Raw genomic sequence first — 24093 nt, 5'->3', positions numbered from 1 at the left:
CAAAACCTCATAATAATCACGTTTAGCCATGTCTGGCGATGCTCCTCACGGAATGCTGTTGAATACTTAACTGTGGTGTGAAATTGGGGCCAAAGCGGCTTTTACAAGGGCAAATGCTGAAAAAATTCAGCCGGCCTAGAAAACCGCTTTGTTTTTGAAAAACTTAGTGATGCCTTTAATCCAGGCATTCAGCAGGTACAGGAAGGCGGTGCCAGAGAATACCACGCCGGCCACAGTGCAGCCGGTGACCCATAAATAGGTGTCCCAGTAATAGAAAAACAGCGGGATGAACCACAGCGCGGCGAAGCAGGCCAGAATCGTGTAAATCACCACAGCGCGCATCACCCAGAACGCCTGCGCCTGCATCCAGACTTCAGCAGAGTCAAGCTGGGCGACTTTGCGCGCCAGCCAGTAGGCCAAGAAGCCGCTGACCACGGTAAACAGCGCGAAAAACATGAAGACATAAGAAATCGCAACATAGCGGCGATACTTGATAAGGCTGTCTGTCGTCATGTCTCATTTAACCCCATGCGCTGCTGAAAACGCCTGAATGCGCGCAGCGGTTTGCTTATTAAAATTGTCAGTAAAGATCAGGCGCTACTATATTGAAAAAAACCCTATGCTGCACCCGATTTTATGACACTTTTATATATTCTGCTGACTTTTTTTCACCTTAAACCACTGCGCATACAGCGCAGGCAGGAAAAACAGGGTCAGCAGGGTCGCCACAATCAGGCCGCCCATGATCGCAACCGCCATCGGCCCGAAAAAAATGCTGCCGGACAGCGGAATCATCGCCAGCACGGCAGCCAGCGCAGTCAGCACAATCGGGCGGCAGCGGCGCACGGTGGCGTCTATAATTGACGACCACGGATCATTCCCGGCCTGAATATCCTGCTCAATCTGATCAATCAGAATCAGCGAATTGCGCATGATCATGCCGGACAGCGCAATGGTGCCAAGCATGGCCACAAAGCCGAAGGGCTTGTTGAACAGCAGCAGGAACAGCACCACGCCAATCAGCCCCAGCGGCGCCGTCAGGAAAACAATAAAGGCGCGGGACATGCTTCTGAGCTGCAGCATCAGCAGCGTCATCACCACAGCAAGAAATACCGGCATGCCGGCATTCACCGAAGCCTGCCCGCGCGCGGATTCTTCCACCGTGCCGCCGGTTTCCAGCAAATAGCCATTCGGCATTTGCCCGCGCAGCTGCGCCAGCGGTTCAGCCAGCTCCTTCACCACGGTCGCCGGCTGCAGCTGGCTGCGGATATCGGCGCGCACGGTAATGGTCGGCAGGCGGTTGCGGTGCCAAATCAGGCCTTCCTCAAAGCTGTATTCAATGCTGGCGATTTGCGCCAAAGGCACGGAGCCGCCGCCGGCAGCAGGCACAGCCAGGCTGCTGAGCGCAGCCGCATCCAGCCGTTCCGCCTGAGCGCCGCGCATGCGGATTTCAATCAGTTCGCGCTTTTCTCGGTACTGGTCCAGCGCTGCCCCGCTGAGAGAGCTGTTGAGGAAGCTGGCCAAATCCAGGCTGGAGACGCCCATGTGGCGCGCGCGGTCCTGATCAATCTGCAGCCGGATCACTTTGCTCGGCTCGCCCCAGTCCAGATGCACATTGGTGGTGTTCGGGTTTGCAGCGACTGCAGCAGCCGCTTTCTGCGCCCATTCGCGCACGGCAGCCAAATCTTCACCGGAAACGCGGAACTGCAGCGGATAGCCGACCGGCGGGCCGTTTTCCAGCAGCGAAACGCGGGTGCGCGCCTGCGGCAGCAGCTGGCGGATTTTTCCGCTCAGCGAACGGCGGATTTCATCGCGCTCATCCAGTGAAGAAGCCAGCACCACAAACTGGGCAAAACTGGCCTGCGGCAATTGCTGGTCTAAAGGCAGGTAAAAGCGCGGCGAGCCGGTGCCGACATAGGCGGTAAAATTGTCAATGCCCGGCTGCCGCTGCAGGAAGCGCTCGACTTTTTTCACCGCCGCCTCTGTGGCCTGCAGCGAGGCGCCTTCTTCCAGCTTGATATCCACCAGAATTTCAGCGCGGTTGGAGGGCGGAAAAAACTGCTGCGGCACAGCTTTAAACAGCAGCGCCGACAGCACAAAAATCCCCGCCGTGGCGGCGATCACGGTTTTGCGGTAGGTCACGCAGGCATCCACCCAGCGCCGGAAGCCTTGGTAAAACCGGGTCTGATAGGGGTCGTGATGCCCGCCGGCAGGATGCGCAGGCGGCGGCGGTTCCGGCTGCCTGCGCAGGCGCGCCCACAGGCGCTGATGCCATGGCGCTTTCCGGATCAGGCCAGCATTGAAGTCCGGCAGCAGCTTATCGCCCAGATAGGGCACAAACAGCACCGCGGCAAACCACGACATAATCAGCGCGATGGTCACCACCTGAAAAATTGAGCGGGTGTATTCACCGGTGCTGGAGGCCGCGGTGGCGATCGGCAGAAAGCCGGCGGCGGTAATCAGGGTGCCGGTCAGCATCGGAAAAGCCGTGGTGCGCCAGGCATGGCCGGCGGCCTGCAGCCGCGAATAGCCCTGCTCCATTTTAACCGCCATCATTTCAACCGCGATGATCGCGTCATCCACCAGCAGCCCCAGCGCCAGAATCAGCGCGCCGAGTGAAATCTTATGCAGGCCGACATCAAACAGGTTCATGCCGGCAAAAGTCATCGCCAGCACTAATGGAATGGACAGCGCCACCACCAGGCCGGTGCGGAAGCCCAGCGAGAAAAAGCTCACCAGCAGCACAATGATCACCGCTTCCGCCAGCACCTTCATGAACTCATTGACGCTGCGCTTGACGGCCGCCGGCTGGTCTGAAACCTTCTGCAGCTGCAGGCCCAGAGGCAGGCTTTTCTGCAGGCGGGCAAATTCCGTTTCCAGATTTTTGCCCAGCGCCAGAATATCGCCGCCTTTGCGCATGGAAACCGCAATGCCGATGCCGTTTTCACCCATAAAGCGCATGCGCGGCTGCGCCGGTTCACTGAAGCCGCGGTAAACTTCAGCCACATCGCCCAGCTGCAAGGTTTTGCCCCCGGCCAGCAGCGGCATTTGCTTCAGCTCATCCACGCTGTGCAGGCCGCCGCTGACCCGCACCTGGATGCGGTCAGACGCAGTTTCAAAAAAGCCGGCGCTGGCCACGCTGTTCTGCTGCTGCAGCGCCTGCTGAATGGCGCTCAGCGGAATGCCCAGCTGGGCGGCTTTGGTGTTGGAAATTTCAATCCAGATGCGCTGATCCTGCAGGCCAATGAGGTTGACTTTGCCCACATCCTTCACCCGCTGCAGCTGAAGCTGCAGACGGTCTGCGTATTCCTTTAAGGCAGCGTAGTCAAAGTCATTGCCGCTCAGCACATAGATGTTGCCGAAAGTATCGCCGAATTCATCGTTGAAAAATGGCCCCTGCACGCCGCCGGGCAGCTCATGGCGGATGTCATTGACCTTCTTGCGCACGCTGTACCAGACATCCGGGATGTCTTTGGAGCGCAGCGAATCTTTGGCCACAAAGGTCACCATCGACTCGCCCGGGCGCGAATAGGCCATGATGCGCTCATAATTGCCGGTGCTCATCAGCTCTTTTTCAATGCGGTCAGTGACCTGCAGCGAAACTTCCTTGGCGGTTGCGCCCGGCCAGTAGGTTTGAATCACCATCGCCTTAAAGGTGAACGGCGGATCTTCGCTTTGCGACAGCTTGGAATAGGACAGCATGCCGGCAATGCCGAGCAGAATCATGAAGTACAGGATCAGGCCTTTATTTTTCAGCGCCCATTCAGACAGGTTGAAATTCATTTTAGCCCCCTGCCTGAATTTTCACGGCGCGGTTGTCGCGGTCAACCGGATTGACTTTCTGCTTGGCGCGCAGCAGGTGTACGCCGCCGACCACCACATAATCGGCCGGATTCAGGCCGCTGAGCACCGGCGCGCTGTCGCGGCCGTATGCGCCCAGAACCACAGGCACTTTGCGCAAGGTATGGTCAGCATTGACGGCAAAGACATAGGGCTGCCGGTCATTGGCGTCGGCTGAAATGCTGGACAGCGGCACGCTCAGCCGGGCGCGCGGCGCCGCGCTGAAAAACACCCGCGCGCTTTGCCCCAGCTGAATGCCATCGGCGGCGGCGCCGCGCAGCGCCACTTTCACGCTGTAAGTGCGCGACTGATCGGCAGCCGGCGAGATTTCACGGACCGCCGCATCGAGTTTTTCTTCCGGCTTAGACCACAGCATAACCTGCGCAGGCTGGCCCGCTTTGATTCCGGCAACCGCCTGCTCCGGCACGCCGATCACCACTTCACGCCCGCCGCCGACCGCCAGCTGATAGGCTGCCTGCCCGGCAGCGATAACTTGCCCGGCTTCAATATTGCGCGCGGTAATCACGCCGCTTTTACCGGCCGTCAGCTGATTGTACTGCGTCTGGTTGCTGCTGGCCTGATAGTTGGACTGCGCCTGCTTCAGGCTGGACAGGGCCGCCTTGTACTGGTTGTCCACGGCATCGTACTGCGAGCGGCTCACCGCATTGACCGGCAGCAGCTGCTGAAAGCGCTTCAATTCATCTTCGGCAATTCTGGCCGCCGACTGCGCGCTTTCCAGCTGCGCGCGGGCTGCGTTCAGCTGCAGCTGCGCATCTTTAGCATCCAGCCGCGCCAGCACCTGCCCCGCCCTGACCTGATCGCCGACATCGGCATAGCGTTCAGCCACCTGCCCTGCAACGCGGAAAGCCAGCGCCGTCTGCTCCTGCGCCTGCACATCGCCGGCATAGCTGTGCTGTTCCGGCTGGGCTGCGCCGGGCTGCGCCACCATCACCACGGGAACTTCCTGTTCGGCCGGCGCTTTATCGCCGCTGCATCCCCATAAGGCCGCACTGCAGGCGGTGATCATGCCGGCAACGGCGGTTTTTATTGTGCTCATGAAGCTCGCTCTTATTTAAATCGGTTTTTTAGGGCAAAATAGGGCTTATTAAGCTGGCTGTTTTTTTAATTAATAAACCACACGGTACATTAATTAAAAACGCGAACTGAAATCAATGCCCTGATTGGATTTTTTTTGGAATTTTTTGCACATGAATGCCGGACGCCCGAAAGACCTGGAAAAGCGCAAGCGCATTCTGGAAGCCGCCAAGTGCCTGTTTTTAGAATGCGGCTATCACGGCTGCAGCATGAACCGCATTGCGCAGAAGGCCGATGTCAGCAAGCTGACGGTATACAACCATTTTCAGGACAAGGAAACCCTGTTTACCAGCGCGATTGCCGAAACCTGCGACCAGCTGCTGAATGCCCGCCCCATGCACTTGTCGGCAGGCAGCGATTTCCGGCAGGCGCTGCGGCAGGCCTGCGAACTGTCTTTGCATATTGTCAATTTGCCGGAAGCGCTGAAAGTGGAATACCTGCTGCTGGAGCTGGCCTCGCAGCGCAATCCGCTGGCGCAGCAGTTTTACAATGCCTCGCATGAAAAGCTCAGCGCGCTGTGGGAAAGCTTTTTTGCGCAGGCGGCGGCGCTGCGCTTCATCCGCGCGGATGCGCCGCACAGGCAGACCCTGCTGATTTTTTCGCTGCTGCTGGGGCTGCGCCACCACGAAGTGCTGATGGGCATCCGCCCCGTTCCGGATCAGGCGGAGCGCGCCGGCATCATTCAGGACAGCATTGAACTGTTCCTGCTCCGCTACGCCCTGCCCTGAACGCCTGAAAAGGCCCAGCGTCAAGCCTGAACTGCATCCGCCCTGCTGCTTTTCAGGCCAGCTGAATCCAACTTTTGTCTGTGCCCCGCTTGGATTGTCACTGAATCAGAGTATAGTCAAACCAAGAACAACCGGAGAATGCTAAAAATGATTCAACAAATTGACGCTCCATTACGCGATGATGTGCGCTTGCTGGGCAATTTACTCGGCGAAACCCTCAAGCAGCATGCCGGACAAGATTTGTTTAATCAGGTTGAACAGATTCGCGCTTTAGCCAAAGGCGCACGCGACGGCCAGGCCGAAGCGGAAAAGCAGCTGGAGCAGCTGTTTTTAAGCCTGGAGGATGATGAAATCCTGCCGCTGACCCGCGCCTTTACCCACTTTCTGAATTTCGCCAATATTGCGGAGCAGTACCATGCCGTGCGCAGCCGCCGCCAAAGCGAATTTGATGAAAATGCGCCATCGCCTAATCCGCTGGATCATTTATTCCAGAAATTCAAAGCGCATGAGATTTCACCGGACGCGCTGTATCAGCAGATTTGCGAACTGAAAATTGAGCTGGTGCTGACTGCGCATCCGACCGAAGTCAGCCGGCGCACGCTGATTCAGAAATATGACGGCATCAATGACTGCCTGTTTAAATTCGACCAGCAGAAACTCACCCCGCGCGAGCGCCAGGCCGTGCTGGAAGACTTAAAGCAACTGATCTGCTCGGCATGGCAGACCGATGAAATCCGCCAGCACCGCCCGACCCCGGTCGATGAAGCCAAATGGGGCTTCACCACCATTGAGCAGACGCTGTGGAACGCCGTGCCGAAATTCATGCGCGAACTGGACGGCATGGTGCATGAGCACTGCGGCCAGCGCCTGCCTTTGACCATTGCGCCGGTGCGCTTCGCCTCCTGGATGGGCGGCGACCGCGACGGCAACCCGAATGTCACCCACAGCATCACGCAGGAAGTGCTGTGGCTGTCGCGCTGGAAAGCTGCTGACCTGTATGTGCGCGATATTGAAGCCCTGCGCTGGGAACTTTCAATTGAACAGTGCAGTCCGGAATTGCGCGAAGCTTTGGGCCAGGATCACCCGGAACCCTACCGCGAATACCTGCGCGAAACCCGCCAGCGCCTGAAAGCCACCCGGCACTGGCTGGCGGAAAAGCTGCGCGGCGCAGACGCCGATGACAGCCAGGCCATCAAGAGCAAGGATGAACTGCTGCAGCCGCTGCTGCTGTGCTACCGCTCGCTGATCGACTGCGGCTTGCCGGAAGTCGCCAACGGCAAGCTGCTGGACTTCATCCACCGCGTCAACTGCTTCGGCATTGAGCTGCTGAAGCTGGATATCCGCCAGGAATCCGGGCGCCACCGCCAGGCCATTTCCGCCATTACCGAATATCTGGGCCTCGGCAATTTTGAAACCTGGACCGAGCAGGCGCGCCAGAACTTCCTGCTGCAGGAGCTGCAAAGCAAGCGCCCGCTGCTGCCGAAATTCATCAATGAGCCGAAGCAGAGCCTGATTGAGCATCCGGATGTGCAGGAAGTCTTCGCCACCATGCGCACTTTGGCGGAGCAGCCGCCGGAAAGCCTGGGCGCCTATATTATTTCCATGGCGGAATACCCGAGCGATGTGCTGGCGGTGCTGCTGCTGCAGAAAGAAGCCGGCATTCAGCATGCGCTGCGCGTCGTGCCTTTGTTTGAAACCCTGAAGGATCTGGACGGCGCCGCCGCCACCATGAATACCCTGTTCGGCATGCACTGGTACAAGCAGCATATTCAGGGCAGGCATGAAGTGATGATCGGCTATTCCGACTCGGCCAAAGACGCCGGCTTCATGTCCGCCAACTGGGCGCAGTACCGCGCGCAGGAAGAGCTGACCGATGTGGCGAAGAAGCACGGCGTGCAGCTGACCCTGTTCCACGGCCGCGGCGGCTCCATCAGCCGCGGCGGCGCGCCGACCCAGCAGGCGCTGTTCTCGCAGCCGCCGGGCTCGATTTCCGGCGCCATCCGCGTGACCGAGCAGGGCGAAATGATCCGCTTCAAATTCGGCCTGGAAGGCATTGCGCTGCAGAATCTGGAAATTTATACCGCAGCCACGCTGGAAGCCACGCTGCTGCCGCCGCCGGAGCCGAAAGCGGAATGGCGCGCGCTGATGCATAAAATGACCGACCTGTCGGTGCAGGTCTACCGCCAGACCGTGCGGGAAAATCCGCATTTCGTCAAATACCTGCGCACCGTAACTCCGGAGCTGGAACTGCAGATGCTGCCTTTGGGCTCGCGCCCGGCCAAGCGCAAAGTCAGCGGCGGCATTGAATCGCTGCGCGCCATTCCCTGGGTATTCGCCTGGACGCAGATCCGCCTGATGCTGCCGGCATGGCTCGGCACAGGGGCGGCCATCAATCAGATGATAGATCAGGGCCAGAAAGGCGCGCTGGAAGACATGCTGCAGCACTGGCCGTATTTCCAGACCTTAATTGACATGCTGGAAATGGTGCTGTCCAAAGCCGACAGCCATGTCGCCCTATATTACGAGTCGCATCTGACCGATGATGAAGACCTGAAGCTGCTGGGCGAGCAGCTGCGCCAGCGCCTGCGCGATGCGGTGCAGACCCTGCTGGCGCTGAAAGGCGAATCGCAGCTGCTCAGCAGCAATGACGTGCTGGATCAGTCGATGAAAGTGCGCAAGCCTTACCTGCTGCCGCTGCACCTGCTGCAGGCTGAGCTGATGAAGCGCCGCCGCGCCTATCTGGCGGAACGCCAGGCGGAAAACACCCCAGTCGATCATGCGCTGATGGTCAGCATCGCCGGCATCGCCGCCGGCCTGCGCAATACCGGCTGACGGCCTGGGCCAGAACACCGGGCGCATCTTCATGATGCGCCTTTTTATTGACCGCTTATTCTGGAATGAAGTTTTTTTTATAGCTGGAATCAAAAATATTTATGAATGGCGCTGCCCGGATCAGGCGCGGTTAACGGCTGATTTAATGCTGTTTTTACTGCTATTATTCTTTACCGTGCGGTAAAAAATAATGCAAAGTCATGGAATTAGTTTTAACATTTTTTTTATTGCAGTGATTAAATCTTGCAAAAAAGAAGCGTATGATGTGCACAATTTATTTTTTGAGTGCTCATTTTATGTCCAATTGGTTTCCCCAATGGCGCCCTTATGCAGGCAGCATTGAAGCGCGCCCTGTAGGCACCAATGAGTACCTGCCGCCCGCGCAAAGCGCGGTGCTGGGCATACAGCACGCCTTCGCCATGTTCGGCGCCACGGTGCTTGCGCCCTTCCTGATGGGTTTTGACCCGAATCTGGCGATTTTAATGTCGGGCCTGTGCACCATTCTGTTCTTCTTTATGACCGGCGGGCGCGTGCCGAGCTACTTAGGCTCGAGCTTCGCCTTTATCGGCGTGGTGATCGCCGCCACCGGCTACGCCGCTTCCGGCACCGGCGCGCCGAATGCCAATATCGCTTTAGCTGCCGGCGGCATCATGGCCTGCGGCGTGCTGTACGCCATCTTCGGCCTGATTGTGATGGCCACCGGCACGCGCTGGATTGAAAAGCTGATGCCGCCGGTGGTGACTGGCGCCGTGGTGATGATCATTGGCCTGAACCTTGCGCCGGTTACGGTAAAAGGCGTAATGGGCAGCAGCTTCAATATGTGGATGTCGCTGGTGACGGTGCTGTGCATGGGCTCTATTGCGGTCTTCACCAAAGGCCTGATGCAGCGCCTGCTGCTGCTGCTTGGCCTGCTGCTGGCTTATTTTATTTATTTCCTTGTGTCAAATGTCATGGGCTACGGCGCGCCAATCAACTTTGCGCCGATGCAGCAGGCAGCCTGGTTCGGCGTGCCGCAGTTCCATGCGCCGGAATTCAATTTCAACGCCATGCTGATTATTGCGCCGATCGCATTGATTCTGGTGGCGGAAAATCTGGGCCATATTAAAGCCGTCAGCGCCATGACCGGCGAAAACCTCGACCCGCACATCGGCAAAGCCTTTGTGGCGGACGGCGTAGCGACCACGCTGTCAGGCGCAGTCGGCGCTCCGGGCATGACCACCTACGGCGAAAATATTGGCGTGATGGCGGTAACCCGCGTGTACTCCACCATCATCTTTGTGGTAGCTGGCGTATTTGCGGTGTTTCTGGGCCTGTCGCCTAAATTCGGCGCGGTCATCCATACCATTCCAAGCGCGATTTTAACCGGCGCATCGATCGTGGTCTTCGGCCTGATCACCATTGCCGGCGCGAAAATCTGGATTGAAAACAAAGTCGATTTCTCTAAGAATAAAAACCTGATGGTGGCGGCGGTGACCATTATTTTAGGCACGGGCGACTTTGCGCTGCAGTTCGGCAATTTCAACTTGGGCGGCATTGGCACGGCGACTTTCGCGGCGCTGATTCTGAACTGGTTCTTCAGCTTAGGCGATAAATCCGCATAAGCCTGCTTCACGCTTTTTATTCAGCAGCCGCAAGGCTGCTTTTTTTGCGCTGCAGTTTTTTATGCGCGGCTTTCCGCCGGAGCCTATTTTTTCCGGGAAGCCTGGCTGCATCAAAATTTTGGGCTGATGATTTTCAGGAATTTAAATAACTTTCATTCTAAAAATAATACAAATTAAGTCAAATGCTTAACTGGCTTAAACCGCCAAACTCCAGCCGGCTGGGCAGCGGATCTCAGGCGCCGCCTGCTTCAGCCTGGCGTGATCCAGCTGAATAAGCCGCCGGCGGCGGCTTGAAAAGCCCGCAAAGCCCTGCAAATCAGCCCCTGCCGCGGCCTGAATTTTGGCCTGCGCCAAAGGATTAATGATTTCTTACAATTGGCAAAAAAAACTAAGCAGGTCTTTTTAATAGAGAAACCGCAGCATAAGTTTAAAAAAATACGTGAATATTGATGAGATTTGCACTTTATTTTTTTTGTGTGATCTAATACTCATTAACGACATAAAACACTACTGAAATAACAAATAAATGCACATGAAAACATTTTAGATCAAAGGACGGTAAAGATTATGAAAATATCAATGATCAATGTCGGTTTATTTTGTTTATGTTTCCTGAGCAATGCTTATGCAACCTCTGATGAATGGAGCCAGCGCTGGAAAGCCTCAAGCAGCCGCGCCAATGACAATCTAGTCCAGGCCAACCTGATTGAGCTCAAGGACTCAGACTATTATGATGGATTCGGCAAAACCACAATCAACAGCACAACAACAAGCTCGATCGGCACAGTCAATTCATCCACCAGCAACGTCAATATCAGCGGCTCAAACAACGGCGTAGACATTTCCAATGATACGGCGAATGACGGCTCGGTAAATTCCAATACCGCGCAGAATAATCAGCAATGCCTTAACTTAAGCACGCAAGCGGGGAATACGCCATGTTAAATTCCCGCCAGTTCAAGCGCAGGAAAACCGCTGCAAGCGCCGCGATTGTTTTCAGCCAGCTTCTGTCCGGATGCACCGGCATGGCGCTTTCCAACAAGGAGCCCGCCAGCCTGGTGCAGGGGCCGCCGATCACGGATATTTTTACGCCTTTTGACATGGCCTTATCCTGCCTGAAAGGGCAGCTGCGCAATGATGTCAGCTTCTCTGTCGGCGCGATTCTGGACCAGACCGGCAAAGACGTGGTGACGAACGGCGGCAGCGGCAAAATGGTGACGCAGGGCGCCGGAGACATGGTGCAGTCCGCGCTGTTTCAGGCCGGCGTCAGCCTGCTGAACCGGCGCGATCCGCGCATCATCGAAAGCGAAGCCAGATGGGGAATCCGCGACCCAAGGCAGATTCAGGCTTCGGACTATTATGTCACGGGCAGCATCAACAGCCTGGACTTTATTCCCGGCGGCGGCTTTGATATGCAGGTCGGCGGCGTCGGCCCCAATTACAGCCAGACCCGGATTATGGTCGGCCTGGATTTATCCCTGACCGACACCCGCAGCAGCAAAGTCGTCGCCAATGTTTCCCTGCAGAAGCAGATCGCCGCGCAGGACTACGGCATCAATGCCGGCAGGTTTGCCGGCCATACGCTGCTGAATATTCAGATCGGAAAGGGAGAGCGCGAAGCGACCAACTTCGCCTTGCGCCAAATGCTGAATCTGGCCACGTTTGAACTGCTCAGCCAGGTTATTCCGCCCTCGACATTCGAAAGCTGCCGCGCTGCGATCCCGCCGGAATTCGGGCGCTTAAGCCTGACGCGGAGTTCCGTTGCCCTGTACAAGTATCAGGAGAGCCGGCAGCAGGCTGCGGGCCCGGGGACGCCGCTGCTGGAAGCGCCTGCAGATAAAGCGCATTCATCCAGTGAAAAAAATAAATCTGCAAACTCGCCAAGCAAAGATACCCTGCCGCCTAAGCATAAGGAATCTGACCTGATTCAAAACCCTGAAGGCGATGCTGAAAGGAGCAAGCAGGAACTGATTAAATACATCAGCATGCAGCGGCGCGGCGCTTCAGGCAAAGCGCATGAAGACAGCAAACAGGATGAGAAAGCTGAGATGCTGTGGGATGCCAATCCAGCGGTGAGCGAAAACTACTGGTCAGCAACGCAGCGTGATTAAAAGCTGTAAAAAATGGGCTCGCTCCCAGAATAAGAAAGAAGCGCTTAGCGAGGAGCGCTTCAAAACTAGAAAGGAAAACAACTATGAATAAGACTATCCAAGCCATCGCCTTATCTGCTGCCTTCCTGTCCAGTGCAGCCATGGCAAATTCACAGGGCACACATGTCAATGTAGATACTGGTTTAAATGCGACCTTAGGCATTTTATCTCAGCATGTCAAAAATGGCTCAGCCCTTAACCTGGCGATCAATACCAACAATATTGATGCAACCGTCAACACATCCGGCCGCTTTAATTCACTGAATAATGTCGGAGACAAAATCGCGGTGGAAACTTCCGCAATCGGCGCAGTCAATACCGGCAGCATCAATCTGCAGCAGGGCAGCCTCAGCGCTGTCAATACCGGCTCATTGACTGCAGGCCTGCATGCCGGCGGCAACGCATGGGAGGAAGCGGAGTCACACCGCTCTCCTGACTACTCATCAGGGATCGAAGGCCACATCAGCGCAAATGTGAACACCAGCTATTACGACCGCTTCTCTGAAACAATGAGCAATTACAGCGCAGCCAATCTCGCCTTTAATTCCGGCGTGATTGATGCCTCTGTCAATACAGAGGCATTCAAGAACCATATTGACGGCATCAAAACTTCTGCAATCGGTGCAGTGAACACCGGCAGCATTACGGTTACTGTAAAGTAAATCCGCCCTTCAATATGATCCAGGGCCTGGCTATTAGCGGATAGCCGGGCCTTGCTTATTTTTAAATAAACCGGCAGCTGAATGCAATGGCTTTTATTGGCGGAACTGCTGAAAAAGCGCAGCGCTCAGCAGCCGGCTGGACGGCTGCCTTTTCAGGCCCGCATTCGTGGCTTGGAGATAAAAAGCCTGGCCGGCGCAGGAAATTTTACGGAATTTTTGCTCCGCGCCGCAGCCGCGGATTCCGCTTGCTGTCCGCCTCCGCCAAGGCCAGAACCTGCGCGGCGGGAGGAATGCCTCATCGGCCTGCGGCGCGCCTCCGCCGGCGGCTCGAGCTTAATTCAGTTGGCTGCATAAATTGCCGGAGAATAAATTTACGCTCATTTTACGTTACTCCCCGCGCCGGCCTTCCTATACTTTTTTTATCTGATCACTGAAGATAACAACATGAATATGCCGATTCAAAATTCATCCATGACGCGCCAGCTGCCCCAAGGCCTGGCTTTAGAGCACGCGGATGCCGATGCCTTTGAACAGGAAATTGCGCAGTATCTGGGGAAATACCCGCAGACTGAGCATATTGATATCTGCCTGCATGACCTGAACGGGCATATCCGCGGCAAGCGCATAGAGCTGAACGCCCTGAAAAAGCTGGCCAAAGGCTGCTATTTCCCGCTGTCCGTATACGCCATGAACCTTGAAGGCAAAGTGGTTGAGGAAAGCGGCCTCGGCAAATACATCGGCGAGCCTGACCGCCTTTGCCTGCCGGTTGCCGGCTCGCTGCGCCCCTGCGCCAGCCAGCCGGAAAAGCATGCGCAGCTGTACCTCACCATGAAGGCGGAAGACGGCTCGGACTGCATTCATGAGCCGCGGAATATCCTGAAGCGGCTGCAGCTCAGCTTGAATCAGATGGGCTATTTCCCGATGATGGCCGGTGAGATTGAGTTTTACCTTTACCCGCAGCAGGCCAATCATGGGCAGGACGCGCACGCCATGCAGTGCTTTGATGTCGACCGGCCGGATCAGTATCAGGCCGTTTTAGAGCGCATAGAAAGCGAAGCGAAAAAGCAGCAGATCGCCCTGACGGCAATTGTCGCGGAAAGCTCGGCCAATCAGTTTGAAATCAACATCCAGCACAGCTGCAGCCTGCTCCAGCTCTGCGATGACATTCTGGCAATGAAAAGAATCGTGAAGCAGATTGCCGCCATGCACGGCTTAAGCGCCTGCTTTATGGCCAAGCCCAGCATGGCGGCCGCAGGCAGCGGCCTGCACTTCCATATGAGCCTGCTGGACCACCGCCAGCTCAATCTTTTCGGCATTCAGAACAACGACTTTCCCAATTCTTTAATGTACCGCGTGATTGCCGGCCTGATTGACCTGCTGCCCGCGTCCATGGCGGTGCTGGCCCCGAACATCAACTCATTCCGGCGCTTTCAGTTTGGCCAGCATGTGCCGCTGGAAGCCAGCTGGGGCATCAACAACCGCAACGCCGCCATCCGGCTGCCCTGCTCAGACCCGGAAAACCACCGCCTGGAATACCGCGTTGCCGGCGCGGACGCCAATCCCTACCTGTGCATCAGCGTGATTCTGGCCGGCGTGCTGCATGGCCTGACCCATCTGCTGAAGCTGCCGAAGGCCGTGCATGCGCTGAAGCCGGATGATCCGCGCGTTCTGCTGCCGGACAGCCAGCCCGAAGCGCTGCGCCTGTTTCAGCAGCATCCAGTGCTCAAGCAGTATTTAGGCCAGGACTTTGTGCAGCTGTGGGCCGCCTGCAAAAAGCAGGAGCATCAGTCGGTTTTAAATAAAATCACCGATTCAGAGCTGAAATGGGGGCTGTAAGCCGGCAGTGCCTTGGCGCGTTGCTCAGAACGCAGCGCGCCCATTCAGGGGCGGATTTCTTTCAGCTCGCGGCGGATAAAGTGCTGAATCATTTCCCGGTAGATGCTTTCGACTAAATCCGGATCTGTGCTGTGTTCAACAGCAGCAGCCCGCACTTTTTTAATCACTTCTTCAACCCGCTCCGGCGCCTGCACATCCTGCGCCGTGCGCTTAAAGCGCGCGGCCTGATCGACATAAAACTGGCGCGCAGCGATCAGCTCTATCAGGGCGCCGTCAATGGCGTCAATCTGCGCGCGGGCCTGCGGCAGGGATTCAATCTTTTCTTTCTTCATTGGCTCTGGATTCACTTTCAGCAGTATTTTCAGTCTTGTACCTCTCTTCTAACACATTACTGAAAATACTTTCAATCATCCAAACGCGGTATAGGCTGTTGAATACATAGCTTTGGCCGTCAATGCGCAGCTCCAGCACCGGAAAGTCCGGCTGCGACTTCATTTCACAGTGCATGTCATTTTCTTTCAGCTGCGCCTGAAAATCTTCTGAGGTCAGCGCGCCAAGCGCCAGCTCATGCTGCAGCTGCTGAAAATGCGCCTTGCAGGACAAGTCCCTGCCTCTGGTCCAAACTGCCTGCAGAATCTGATACATGGCCTCAATGCGCTGCTCTTCCGGCGCACTGTAGTACAGTTCAGCCATCTTCAGCGTGGCGGCTTCGGTCGGGCGGCAAAACGGGGTAAAGGCCACATCGGTGCGCTTGGACAGGCGGGCGGCCAGGCTCCAGTCAAACAGGTCGCGGCCATGGTAGCTGAGCGGATAGACTTTCAGCTGAATGTTGTAAAAATCGGCCAGCTCTTCCTTAATATAGGCCAGCAGCAGCCAGGAAACCGGGTCTTCCAGGGCAATATATAAATCCAGCTCCGGATCTAAGGCCTGAATTTCATTCAGCTCTTCCGCATCGCTGATCAGGTGCTCGCGCCATTCAATATGATTGATCAGGAAAATCGGATTGCCGGTCAGCAGCTTCTGCTGCTTGAGGCGCCGGGTCAGGCGCAGCAGGTCATCTACGGCATGGTATTTGCGTTCGCCGAATTCAAAATAGCTGGCCAGCAGCGGCGCGTCATTGAAAATCCGCTCCGGGAAATGCTGCGGCTGATGGTGGCGGCTGGCCATCGCATGCAGGGTGCGCAATTTTCCATACTGCTTTTGCCACAGCATATGGAACACGTCTTCCAGCAGGTACAGAAAGTCCTGCCCGCGCAGCGGCGTATTGCGCAGAATGGTTTCAGCCTGCTGCAGCGCCTGCTGCGACGGCTGCTCCGGCGCGTCATGAAAGCTGAAGCGGTGCTGCCGGGCCAGAATTTTGGCGTCATTCAGGCAGTACTGCTGCCATTCGGCGGCGGACATATGATTGGGCGGTTCGGCGCTCTGGCTGGAAATCACCACCCGCAGCGGCTTCAGCTCCGCGCTGAGGATATCTTCCAGCTGCGGCAGCTGCTGCGCGGCCAGATAGCTGTAAACATCGTCTAGGCGCAGGTGGATGCTCAGGCCCTTGTCCGTGGGCAGCACCGCTTGACGAGCCGGCTTCCGGTAAAACCAGCTCGACCGGATCGGATCAAACCAGCGGCGCAACAGTGACATGAGATCAGCCTCGAAAAAATAAATCCTTGCAGTACTGCAAGGGTTTATAGCAATTTGTTGGGGAATGATCAATTATACATCTAAATTCAGATCCGTAACCGCTCCTTTCTCAGCCCCTGAGGTCAATTTTGCGAACTTCGCCAAAGCGCCATGGCGGTAATTCGGCTGGGGCTTGACCCAGGCGGCCTTGCGCGCGGCGATTTCATCCTCAGAAATATGCCAGGTCATTTCGCGGGTTTCGGCATTAATGGAAATTTTATCGCCGTTTTGCACCAGGCCGATTGGCCCGCCTTCATAAGCTTCCGGCGTGACATGGCCAATCACAAAGCCATGGCTGCCGCCGGAAAAGCGCCCATCGGTCAGCAGGGCCACCGATTGGCCTAAGCCCTTGCCGATAATCGCCGAGGTCGGCTTGAGCATTTCCGGCATGCCCGGCCCGCCTTTCGGCCCGACCCCGCGGATCACCACCACTTCGCCTTCCTGCACTTCGCCGTCCAGAATGCCGCGCATCGCGCCCTGCTCGCCTTCAAACACCCGCGCCGGCCCTGCAAAATACAGGCCTTCTTTGCCGGTAATTTTCGCCACCGCGCCGGTCGGCGACAGGTTGCCTTTCAGCACCACCAGGTGCGAGTCTTTTTTAATCGGCGCATCAAAGGGCAGAATAATCTGCTGGCCGGCGGGATAATCCTGCACATCCGCCAGATTTTCCGCCAGAGTCTTGCCGGTCACGGTCAGACAGGAGCCGTCCAGCATGCCGGCGTTCAGCATGCGCTTCATTAAAGGCTGAATGCCGCCGATGGCGATCAGTTCCGACATCAGGTATTTGCCCGACGGGCGCACATCCGCCAGCACAGGAATGTCCTTGCCGACGCGCTCAAAGTCATCCAGGCTCAGCGCAACGCCTGCAGTATGCGCCATGGCAATCAGGTGCAGCACGCCATTGGTGGAGCCGCCCAGCGCAATCAAGACTTTAATTGAGTTTTCAAAGGCGGCTTTGGTCATGATATCGCGCGGCTTAATGTCCAGGCGCAGCAGGTTCATCACCGCTTCGCCGGCGCGCCGGCAGTCGGCTATTTTATCTTCAGACACCGCTTCCTGCGCGGATGAGCCCGGCAGGCTCATGCCCAGGGCTTCAATGGCGGAAGCCATCGAGTTTGCGGTATACATGCCGCCGCAGGAGCCCGGCCCCGGCAGCGCCACTTCTTCAATATGCTTGACCTGAATGGCATTGATTTCGCCTTTGGCGTGCTGGCCGACTGCTTCAAACACCGAAATCATGTCGGTATGGCCCTCGCCCGGCTGAATGGTGCCGCCGTAGATGAAAAGGCCCGGGCGGTTCAGGCGCGCCAGGCCCATAATGCAGCCCGGCATATTCTTGTCGCAGCCGCCAATCGCGATGACGCCGTCATAGGCCTGGCAGCCAACCACCGCCTCAATGGAATCGGCGATGATTTCCCGGCTCAGCAGGGAATATTTCATGCCTTCAGTGCCGTTGGAAATGCCGTCTGAAATGGTGATGGTATTGAAAATAATGCCTTTGCCGCCGGCCGCATTGACGCCGCCTTCGGCTTCGCGCGCCAAGCCGCCTATATGCATATTGCACGGCGTGACATTAGCCCAGGTCGATGCAATGCCGATAAACGGGCGGGTAAAATCATCATCCTGAAAGCCTGTGGCGCGCATCATGGAGCGCGCCGGCGCATTTTCAATGCCTTCATAGACCGGTACTGAATGTTCGCGGAGATTGTCTTTGCTCATGATTCTTCCTTGGCAATGGCTGGCTTGAACGGCAGCCTTGGGCAATTTATTCTGGATTTATTGTATAGAAAGCAGGCGCGGTGTAAAAGGAATAAGCGCGCTGCGCTTTTTTGCAAAAATGGAACAAAAAAGCAGGCTTGGGCGCCTGCTTTTCTATATCGGACAGCATTACAGCGTATGCTGATCCTTCACGTCTTCCAGCACGTCATCCAGGTCTTCCGGGTTTTTCATCAGGTGCAGAATGGACAGCGCCAGCCCGCCCCACAGAAACAGCATGGAAATAATCATCATCACAATTGCGGAAGTATTCATCTTAACGCTCCTCGCGGTCTTTCATTTTGCTGAGTACGACTGCAACGACAGCACAGAAAATCACGCTGCCCCATCCAAAGATGCCTTGCAGGCTCATGCTGTAAGTATCGTAACCGTTTTTCACCAAGTTAAATACTGTCATGCTTAAAGTCGTCAATAAGATCAGGGAAGTGATTACAGTTAAAGTGAAATCCCAGCCTTTGCCTAATTGAATGGTCGAGATGCGGTTCACATGATCACGAAGTTCAATTAATGCAGAACGCTTAAACCAGGCCACACTGATAATCGACAGCAATGCGCCGCCGATAATCCCGATGTTATTGATAAAGTGATCCACAATATCAACCAGTTTAATCGCATTCACGCTTGAGAACAGAATCACTGAAACCAGCGCGCTGCCGCCGCCAATAATGGTTACAGCTTTCTTGCGGCTCCATTTCAGCTTATCCTGCATCGCAGCAATCGGCACTTCCAGGATGCTCACCATGGAAGAAATGCCGGCGACAAACAGCGAAGAGAAGAACAGCAGGCCGAATAAATCTGCGCCAGCACCCAAGCTTGAAATGATTTTTGGAAAGGCGATAAATGCCAGGCCAATACCGCCGCTGACAACGTCTTGCACTTCTTTGCCTGCGGCATGCGCCATAAAGCCTAATGCTGCGAAAATCCCAATACCCGCTAAAATTTCCGTTGAAGCATTGGCAAAACCAACGATCAAGCCAGAACCTGTCAGGTTGGTTTTCGGCTTTAAGTAAGAGGAATACGTCACCATGATCCCGAAACCGACAGAAAGCGAGAAGAAAGTGTGGCCATAAGCGGCTAGCCACACTTTATAGTCCATCATCGCAGACCAGTTTGGGGTAAAGAATGCATTTAAGCCTTCGGCCGCACCGGGTAAACGCAATGATTGAATCACCAAAACCGTGAACAGGACGAATAATAGAGGCATGAAAATCTTGTTGGATAATTCAACGCCTTTTTTAACCCCGCCAAACAGAATAATTAAGGTCAGTGCCCAAATCCCGACGATTGGCCAAAATAAATGGCTGACAAACTGAAAGTCGAAACCGGATGCTTTCGAAGTCTGTAAATAAGTATTGAAGAAGAAACTTTCCGGGTCACTGCCCCACGCCTGGCCAATTGAGAAGTAAATATAGCTTCCTGCCCAGGTGAGAACGCTGGCATAGTACAGGCCAATAATGATGCAGACACAGACTTGCCACCAGCCCAGCGTTTCACCGCCTTTAAACAAAGCGCGGTACGCTTTGGGAGGAGAGCCCGTACTGCGGTGCCCTGTCGCATAATCTAAAAATAATAAGGGTAAGCCAGCCGTAATCAGCGCAAGTAAATACGGAATAAGAAACGCGCCGCCGCCATTTTCATAAGCAACATAAGGAAAACGCCAAATATTGCCTAAGCCTACAGCCGAACCAACGGCTGCAATAATAAAACCAGATCGTGACGTCCAGTTTTCACGAGTATCTGTCATAAAACACCTAAACCTTAGGCGTCTTTTTATGCCGCTTGTTGTATGGCTTATATCGCAGGCAGAAAAAGCGCCATTCAAAAAATAATTTTTGTGTTTGAAGCTAGAGTTCACCTTTTGGGTGCAGTGTTCTAATTTGCAAACAGGCAAAGCGCATAAAATCTTGCTTAAAGGCTTTTATGGCGCAGTACCCTTTGTATGGTTCAACAATACTGGCTTTTCCGCATTTTTTCTGTAAGTTCTGGATGAAAGATGCTGTTTCGCAATTTGTTTTGCACTCGACTGTTCAAATAAACAGCGCAGATGTGCAAAAATACAGCTGCGTTCAGGCCTTAGCGCTTCAGCCGGTAATGCCCGGTAATTGCATACTGATGCAGGATATTCTCCTCGCGCGCGCCCTGCCCGATATTGTGGATAATCAGCGGGGTCTGATTGAAGGATTTGCGGTCTGAAACAATGCCGATATGCGCCAGGCCGCGTCCCAGATCCCAGGTGACAATATCTCCGGGCGCATAGCGCTGATCCTGCACGGCATAGCCTTGGCGCTGCAAGTAAGCCTGAATATTCGGCACGCGCCGGTGATCAATATTTCTGTCCGGCCCTTTCAGGCCCCATTTTTGCGGGTAGCGCTTAAAGCTGGCGCGCATGTCTTCATGAATGCCCTGCTGCAGATCCATGCCCTGATGGCGCAGCGCCCGGATCACCACATCGGTGCAGACGCCTTTCAGCAGCGGCACATCACCCATCGGATAGCGCAGCGCGCTGTACGCCGGGTCGTAATATAAGGTTTTTCCTATCTGGCTCCGCGCATCCTTCACCAGCTGCGCTGGATTCAGCGCCCAGCTGGCCGGCGCTATGAGCAGCAGCAGCGTGAACAGTTTGGCTTTTATTCTCATCTCTTATAACCTTCATCTTAAACAATATTTTTTAATTCAAAGCGGTAAAACCGGCAGCCTATTCCGCATCGGTTTTTTACGCAAGCATCCATGCAATTCAGGCGCTTTCACTATATGATGCACTAAACAGCATATCCGTTCTCTGTCCGCAGACAGGAACTTATTTTCAAATAATAAATCATCAGACGGGAAGCCTTATGAAAGCTTTAAATTTACTGTGTGCATTGATCGGCCTGGCTGCAGTCAATACTGCCCATGCCGATCTGATCGGGCTGAAAGGCAGTGTTGACTTCTGGAGCTACAGCGCAGATCTGAGCCATCCGAATGCTGCCCAGCCCAAATCTCAGCTGGAAGATGACCATGGCCTGTCATTTTCAGCTGCGTTTGAGCACCCTGTGCCTCTTGTGCCGAATGTCAAAATCAAGCATATCAGCCTGCAAGCGGACAGCGATGAAAGCGCTTCAGGAACGCCGCGCAATCAGCTTGACCTCAACTCTTCCGACTTTATCCTGTATTACGAACTCTTGGACAACATCATCAATGCCGATGCCGGCTTGGGCCTGAAGCGCCTGGAAGGCGATATCCGCCATAACTATGCAGCGGCGCAGGACGTCAGCGCCAGCCTGCCCATGCTGTACGCGCAGGCAGGCGTCAAGCTGCCCTTCAGCGGCCTGAGCGCCACTGCTGAAATCAGCGTTGCCGGCTTAGATGATGAACGCGTAACCGATGCCCAGGCCGAACTGAAATACAATTTCATAGATTCGGCTTTAGTCGATGCCGGCGCGAAGCTGGGTTACCGCATTCTGGATATCCAGCTGGAACAGGACAGCAGCCGGGAAGCCAGCCTGAAGTTCAAAGGCCCTTATCTGGGGATAGAAGCGCATTTCTGATTCTGCGCTGTGCGGAATCGCTGACAGAACTTGCGGCTAAGCGGCGCTGTACAGGCCGGCCAAAGCGCCTTATATTTAAACCGCAGCGGGACAGGACGTCTCAGAACAAGAGAGTAAAAACAATAAAATTAAAGCCGGCAGGATGCCGAGGCAGAGCAGGAGCGCCGCCCTTAACTGATACGGAAAAGCCCCGGCAGGATGCCGGGGCTTTTTTATGCCCGCATGCATCCGCAGGCCGCGGCTGAAAAAAAGCTCATGCAGAATGAATGCCGGCCGCTTCAGATGCGCAGCAAGGAACGCATCTTGCGGCGCCGCACTCTCACCGTACAGCCGCTTCGCTTTCCGCACGCCATTTTGCATGCCACTGCGCTGCAAATGGCGCTCCCGGGTATCGAAAATATTCTGGATTAAAAAAAGAAAAAGCCAGCCAATTGCTTAACTGGCTGGCATTCCTGCGTCTGGGCTTCTCAGCGCCCAGCAGCTTTAATCCGCTGTAAGAACACTGTTTAATGCTTTTCTTTCTGCAGCCGGCTCAGCTTCTTTCTTCTTCACTTGGATAAAGAAAATGGCAATGGCGCCAATAATGCCTGGAATGGCGACAGCAATAAAGTTCCATTTATGCGGCAGCTCCATGCCCAAAAGCAGGCCAATCACGATTGGGCCTACAATCGCCCCTGTGCGGCCCACAGCTGATGCCCAGCCAATGCCTGTTGAACGGACTGCAACCGGATAATACTGCGCGACATAGCTGTAAAGTAAAATGCTGCAGCCGATTGAAGATGCGCCCGCCAGGCTTACCAGCAAATAAATCACAGGCTGCGGAGAATTGAAGCCTAATCCAACCAAAGACAGTATGCCTACTGTCAGCATGCTGATTAGAACCGGCTTAAAATCAAAGCGGTCAGCCAAAACTCCGCCGCTGATTGTGCCAATGACGGCCCCGATATTCAATGCCAGCAGGAACATCAGGCTGCTGCCTAAGGAATAGCCTGCGGCCATCATCAGTTTCGGCAGCCAGCTGCCCAATGCATACAGCATGAGCAGGCACATAAAGAACGCAAGCCAAAACAGCAATGTTCCTGCAGTGCGTTTTTCACTGAACAAAGCCTTTACTGAAGCAGTGCTTGCCTGGTCAGTTGAAGATAATACCAATTGCGTATCTGCCGAAACTTGCGATGCTGGCTCAACCTTCTGTAAAAAATAGCGCGCCTGATCCTGCTTATTGACTTTGACTAAATAGATTAGAGACTCCGGCAGGAATTTCCAAAACAATGGCACAAACAGCAAAGGAATAACCGCGATATAGAACATAATCTGCCAGCCATAATCCGCTGTAAACCATGAGCCGCACAAAGCCGCCATAATCCCGCCCATGGCATAGCCGCTGAACATGGTGGTTACCAAGGTGCTGCGCAGGCGCTGCGGCGCATATTCTGAAGTTAAAGCCACCAAATTGGGCAATACACCGCCGATACCCAGGCCGGCAACAAAGCGCAGCATTCCAAATTCTGTTGGATTGGATGCAAATCCGCCTAAAAAAGTAAACAGGCTGAACAATGAAACGCAAATTAAAATAACTTTTTTGCGGCCGATTTTATCTGCCAGCATGCCAAAGCTCATTGCGCCGAACATCATGCCGGCTAAGGCCGTACTTGCCAGCATGCCTGCCTGCACCGCGCTCATGCCCCACTCTTTCATCAGCAATGGCAGCACAACCCCATTAATTGCCAAATCATAGCCGTCAAATAAAACAATAAACAGACACCAAAACACCAGCTTCATATGAAACGGCTTAAATTTGGCTTGATCCACCACAGCATTTACATTCATTGTTTGTACTGTCATTTTATACCCACCTCCAATTGTGAGACTTATTCTGAGCTTTGCTCTCAACATACAATGCGTTTTTGCCGTTAAATTGTCCAAAATTACAAAGGTATGGAATGATACCTTTTAGATATGCAGCGCAGGTTTGGTAATAAAATGTCAGAAAAAGCTATAGAAAGCGGAAATATTTGCTTAATCATTAAATGATGAACCAAGGGTCCAGTTTTTATTTTTAATAAAAATCAATATCTTATAAAATGCAACTCAGCAATCAGACAATAGATGATTTGATATAAAAATTGTCAGATTTTAACTTTAACTTTATTCCCAATCCTGAGGATATGCGCTTTTAGTCGAAGCTGGACGCCGGCGGATGCCCTGCCGCAGCATTGGCTTATAAGCCTATATATGGCCTTACCTGCTGAAGCAGGCCTCTCAGGCAATTAAATCAGCGGATGCATGAGAGCAGGCTGAGCGCTTTTCCCAGCCTTTTTTCTATTTTCACCCGGCTATTCCTGTTGAGCTTTCTTATTTTTCTGCATAAA

19 protein-coding genes are annotated in these 24093 nt (G+C 54.6%); 8 read left to right on the top strand and 11 right to left on the bottom strand.

The features are described from left to right. Positions 1 to 135: 135 nt before the first annotated feature. From RSA72_RS00835 to RSA72_RS00825, 3 genes are all read right to left on the bottom strand, one after another. Positions 136 to 513 (bottom strand): hypothetical protein, encoded by a 378-nt coding sequence (locus tag RSA72_RS00835; protein ID WP_332621102.1) that lies wholly within the window; start codon positions 511 to 513, stop codon positions 136 to 138. 132 nt (positions 514 to 645) lie between these two features. Then, positions 646 to 3783 carry an efflux RND transporter permease subunit gene (locus tag RSA72_RS00830; protein ID WP_332621100.1) on the bottom strand — a complete coding sequence of 1046 codons (3138 nt, stop codon included), beginning with the start codon at positions 3781 to 3783 and terminating at the stop codon, positions 646 to 648. 1 nt (position 3784) lies between these two features. After that, the gene (locus RSA72_RS00825) at positions 3785 to 4897 is read right to left on the bottom strand and encodes an efflux RND transporter periplasmic adaptor subunit (protein ID WP_332621098.1); all 1113 of its coding nucleotides are present in this window, start codon (positions 4895 to 4897) and stop codon (positions 3785 to 3787) included. 151 nt (positions 4898 to 5048) lie between these two features. On the opposite strand from RSA72_RS00825, the gene RSA72_RS00820 reads away from it, so the two are divergent. The 7 genes from RSA72_RS00820 (at position 5049) to RSA72_RS00790 (ending at position 14744) form a co-directional block, all read left to right on the top strand. Then, positions 5049 to 5663 (top strand): TetR/AcrR family transcriptional regulator, encoded by a 615-nt coding sequence (locus tag RSA72_RS00820; protein ID WP_332621097.1) that lies wholly within the window; start codon positions 5049 to 5051, stop codon positions 5661 to 5663. A 147-nt stretch (positions 5664 to 5810) separates the two neighbouring features. Further along, complete coding sequence (gene ppc / locus RSA72_RS00815; RefSeq protein ID WP_332621096.1) at positions 5811 to 8495, top strand: phosphoenolpyruvate carboxylase; 2685 nt, start codon at positions 5811 to 5813, stop codon at positions 8493 to 8495. A 296-nt stretch (positions 8496 to 8791) separates the two neighbouring features. Further along, on the top strand, positions 8792 to 10096 hold the full coding sequence (locus tag RSA72_RS00810) for a solute carrier family 23 protein (RefSeq protein WP_332621095.1): 1305 nt from the start codon (positions 8792 to 8794) through the stop codon (positions 10094 to 10096). 567 nt (positions 10097 to 10663) lie between these two features. Further along, a complete protein-coding gene (locus tag RSA72_RS00805; protein ID WP_332621094.1) occupies positions 10664 to 11041 on the top strand; it encodes a hypothetical protein in 378 nt (125 codons plus the stop codon). Then, entirely contained in the window at positions 11035 to 12207 is a 1173-nt protein-coding gene (locus RSA72_RS00800) for a CsgG/HfaB family protein (protein ID WP_332621093.1), read from the top strand. The genes RSA72_RS00805 and RSA72_RS00800 overlap by 7 nt, the downstream gene beginning before the upstream one ends. Positions 12208 to 12290: 83 nt before the next feature. Continuing rightward, positions 12291 to 12908 (top strand): hypothetical protein, encoded by a 618-nt coding sequence (locus RSA72_RS00795; protein ID WP_332621091.1) that lies wholly within the window; start codon positions 12291 to 12293, stop codon positions 12906 to 12908. Positions 12909 to 13352: 444 nt separating this feature from the next. Continuing rightward, positions 13353 to 14744 (top strand): glutamine synthetase family protein, encoded by a 1392-nt coding sequence (locus RSA72_RS00790; protein WP_332621089.1) that lies wholly within the window; start codon positions 13353 to 13355, stop codon positions 14742 to 14744. Positions 14745 to 14788: 44 nt separating this feature from the next. Here the strand turns inward: RSA72_RS00790 and RSA72_RS00785 are convergent, their stop codons facing one another. The 6 genes from RSA72_RS00785 to RSA72_RS00760 all read right to left on the bottom strand — a co-directional run bounded on the left by RSA72_RS00785 (position 14789) and on the right by RSA72_RS00760 (position 20831). Further along, a complete protein-coding gene (locus RSA72_RS00785) occupies positions 14789 to 15076 on the bottom strand; it encodes a chorismate mutase (RefSeq protein WP_332621088.1) in 288 nt (95 codons plus the stop codon). Next, positions 15057 to 16379: a hypothetical protein gene (locus RSA72_RS00780; RefSeq protein ID WP_332621087.1), complete on the bottom strand. Its 1323-nt coding sequence runs from the start codon at positions 16377 to 16379 to the stop codon at positions 15057 to 15059. Before RSA72_RS00780 ends, RSA72_RS00785 begins: the two co-directional genes overlap by 20 nt. 72 nt (positions 16380 to 16451) lie before the next feature. After that, entirely contained in the window at positions 16452 to 18137 is a 1686-nt protein-coding gene (ilvD, locus tag RSA72_RS00775) for a dihydroxy-acid dehydratase (protein WP_332621085.1), read from the bottom strand. 168 nt (positions 18138 to 18305) lie between these two features. Beyond that, entirely contained in the window at positions 18306 to 18449 is a 144-nt protein-coding gene (locus RSA72_RS00770) for a methionine/alanine import family NSS transporter small subunit (RefSeq protein ID WP_332621083.1), read from the bottom strand. A 1-nt stretch (position 18450) separates the two neighbouring features. Beyond that, positions 18451 to 19938 carry a sodium-dependent transporter gene (locus RSA72_RS00765; RefSeq protein ID WP_332621081.1) on the bottom strand — a complete coding sequence of 496 codons (1488 nt, stop codon included), beginning with the start codon at positions 19936 to 19938 and terminating at the stop codon, positions 18451 to 18453. Positions 19939 to 20267: 329 nt separating this feature from the next. Beyond that, positions 20268 to 20831 (bottom strand): DUF1287 domain-containing protein, encoded by a 564-nt coding sequence (locus RSA72_RS00760; protein WP_332621080.1) that lies wholly within the window; start codon positions 20829 to 20831, stop codon positions 20268 to 20270. A 197-nt stretch (positions 20832 to 21028) separates the two neighbouring features. Between RSA72_RS00760 and RSA72_RS00755 the strand changes: the two genes are divergently transcribed. Further along, positions 21029 to 21721 (top strand): TIGR04219 family outer membrane beta-barrel protein, encoded by a 693-nt coding sequence (locus RSA72_RS00755; protein ID WP_332621079.1) that lies wholly within the window; start codon positions 21029 to 21031, stop codon positions 21719 to 21721. A 75-nt stretch (positions 21722 to 21796) separates the two neighbouring features. Here RSA72_RS00755 and RSA72_RS00750 read toward each other — a convergent pair whose 3' ends face one another. Further along, positions 21797 to 22081, bottom strand: a complete 285-nt coding sequence (locus RSA72_RS00750; protein WP_332621078.1) for a hypothetical protein — start codon at positions 22079 to 22081, stop codon at positions 21797 to 21799. 123 nt (positions 22082 to 22204) lie between these two features. Then, a complete protein-coding gene (locus tag RSA72_RS00745) occupies positions 22205 to 23566 on the bottom strand; it encodes an MFS transporter (RefSeq protein ID WP_332621077.1) in 1362 nt (453 codons plus the stop codon). Positions 23567 to 24093 lie beyond the last annotated feature (527 nt).

Origin of the sequence: Acinetobacter sp. (assembly GCF_036659555.1) — a bacterium.
Lineage (GTDB): Bacteria > Pseudomonadota > Gammaproteobacteria > Pseudomonadales > Moraxellaceae > Acinetobacter.
The sequence above is the reverse complement of the archived record's forward strand: the minus strand, read 5'-3'. Positions and strand labels throughout refer to the sequence as shown.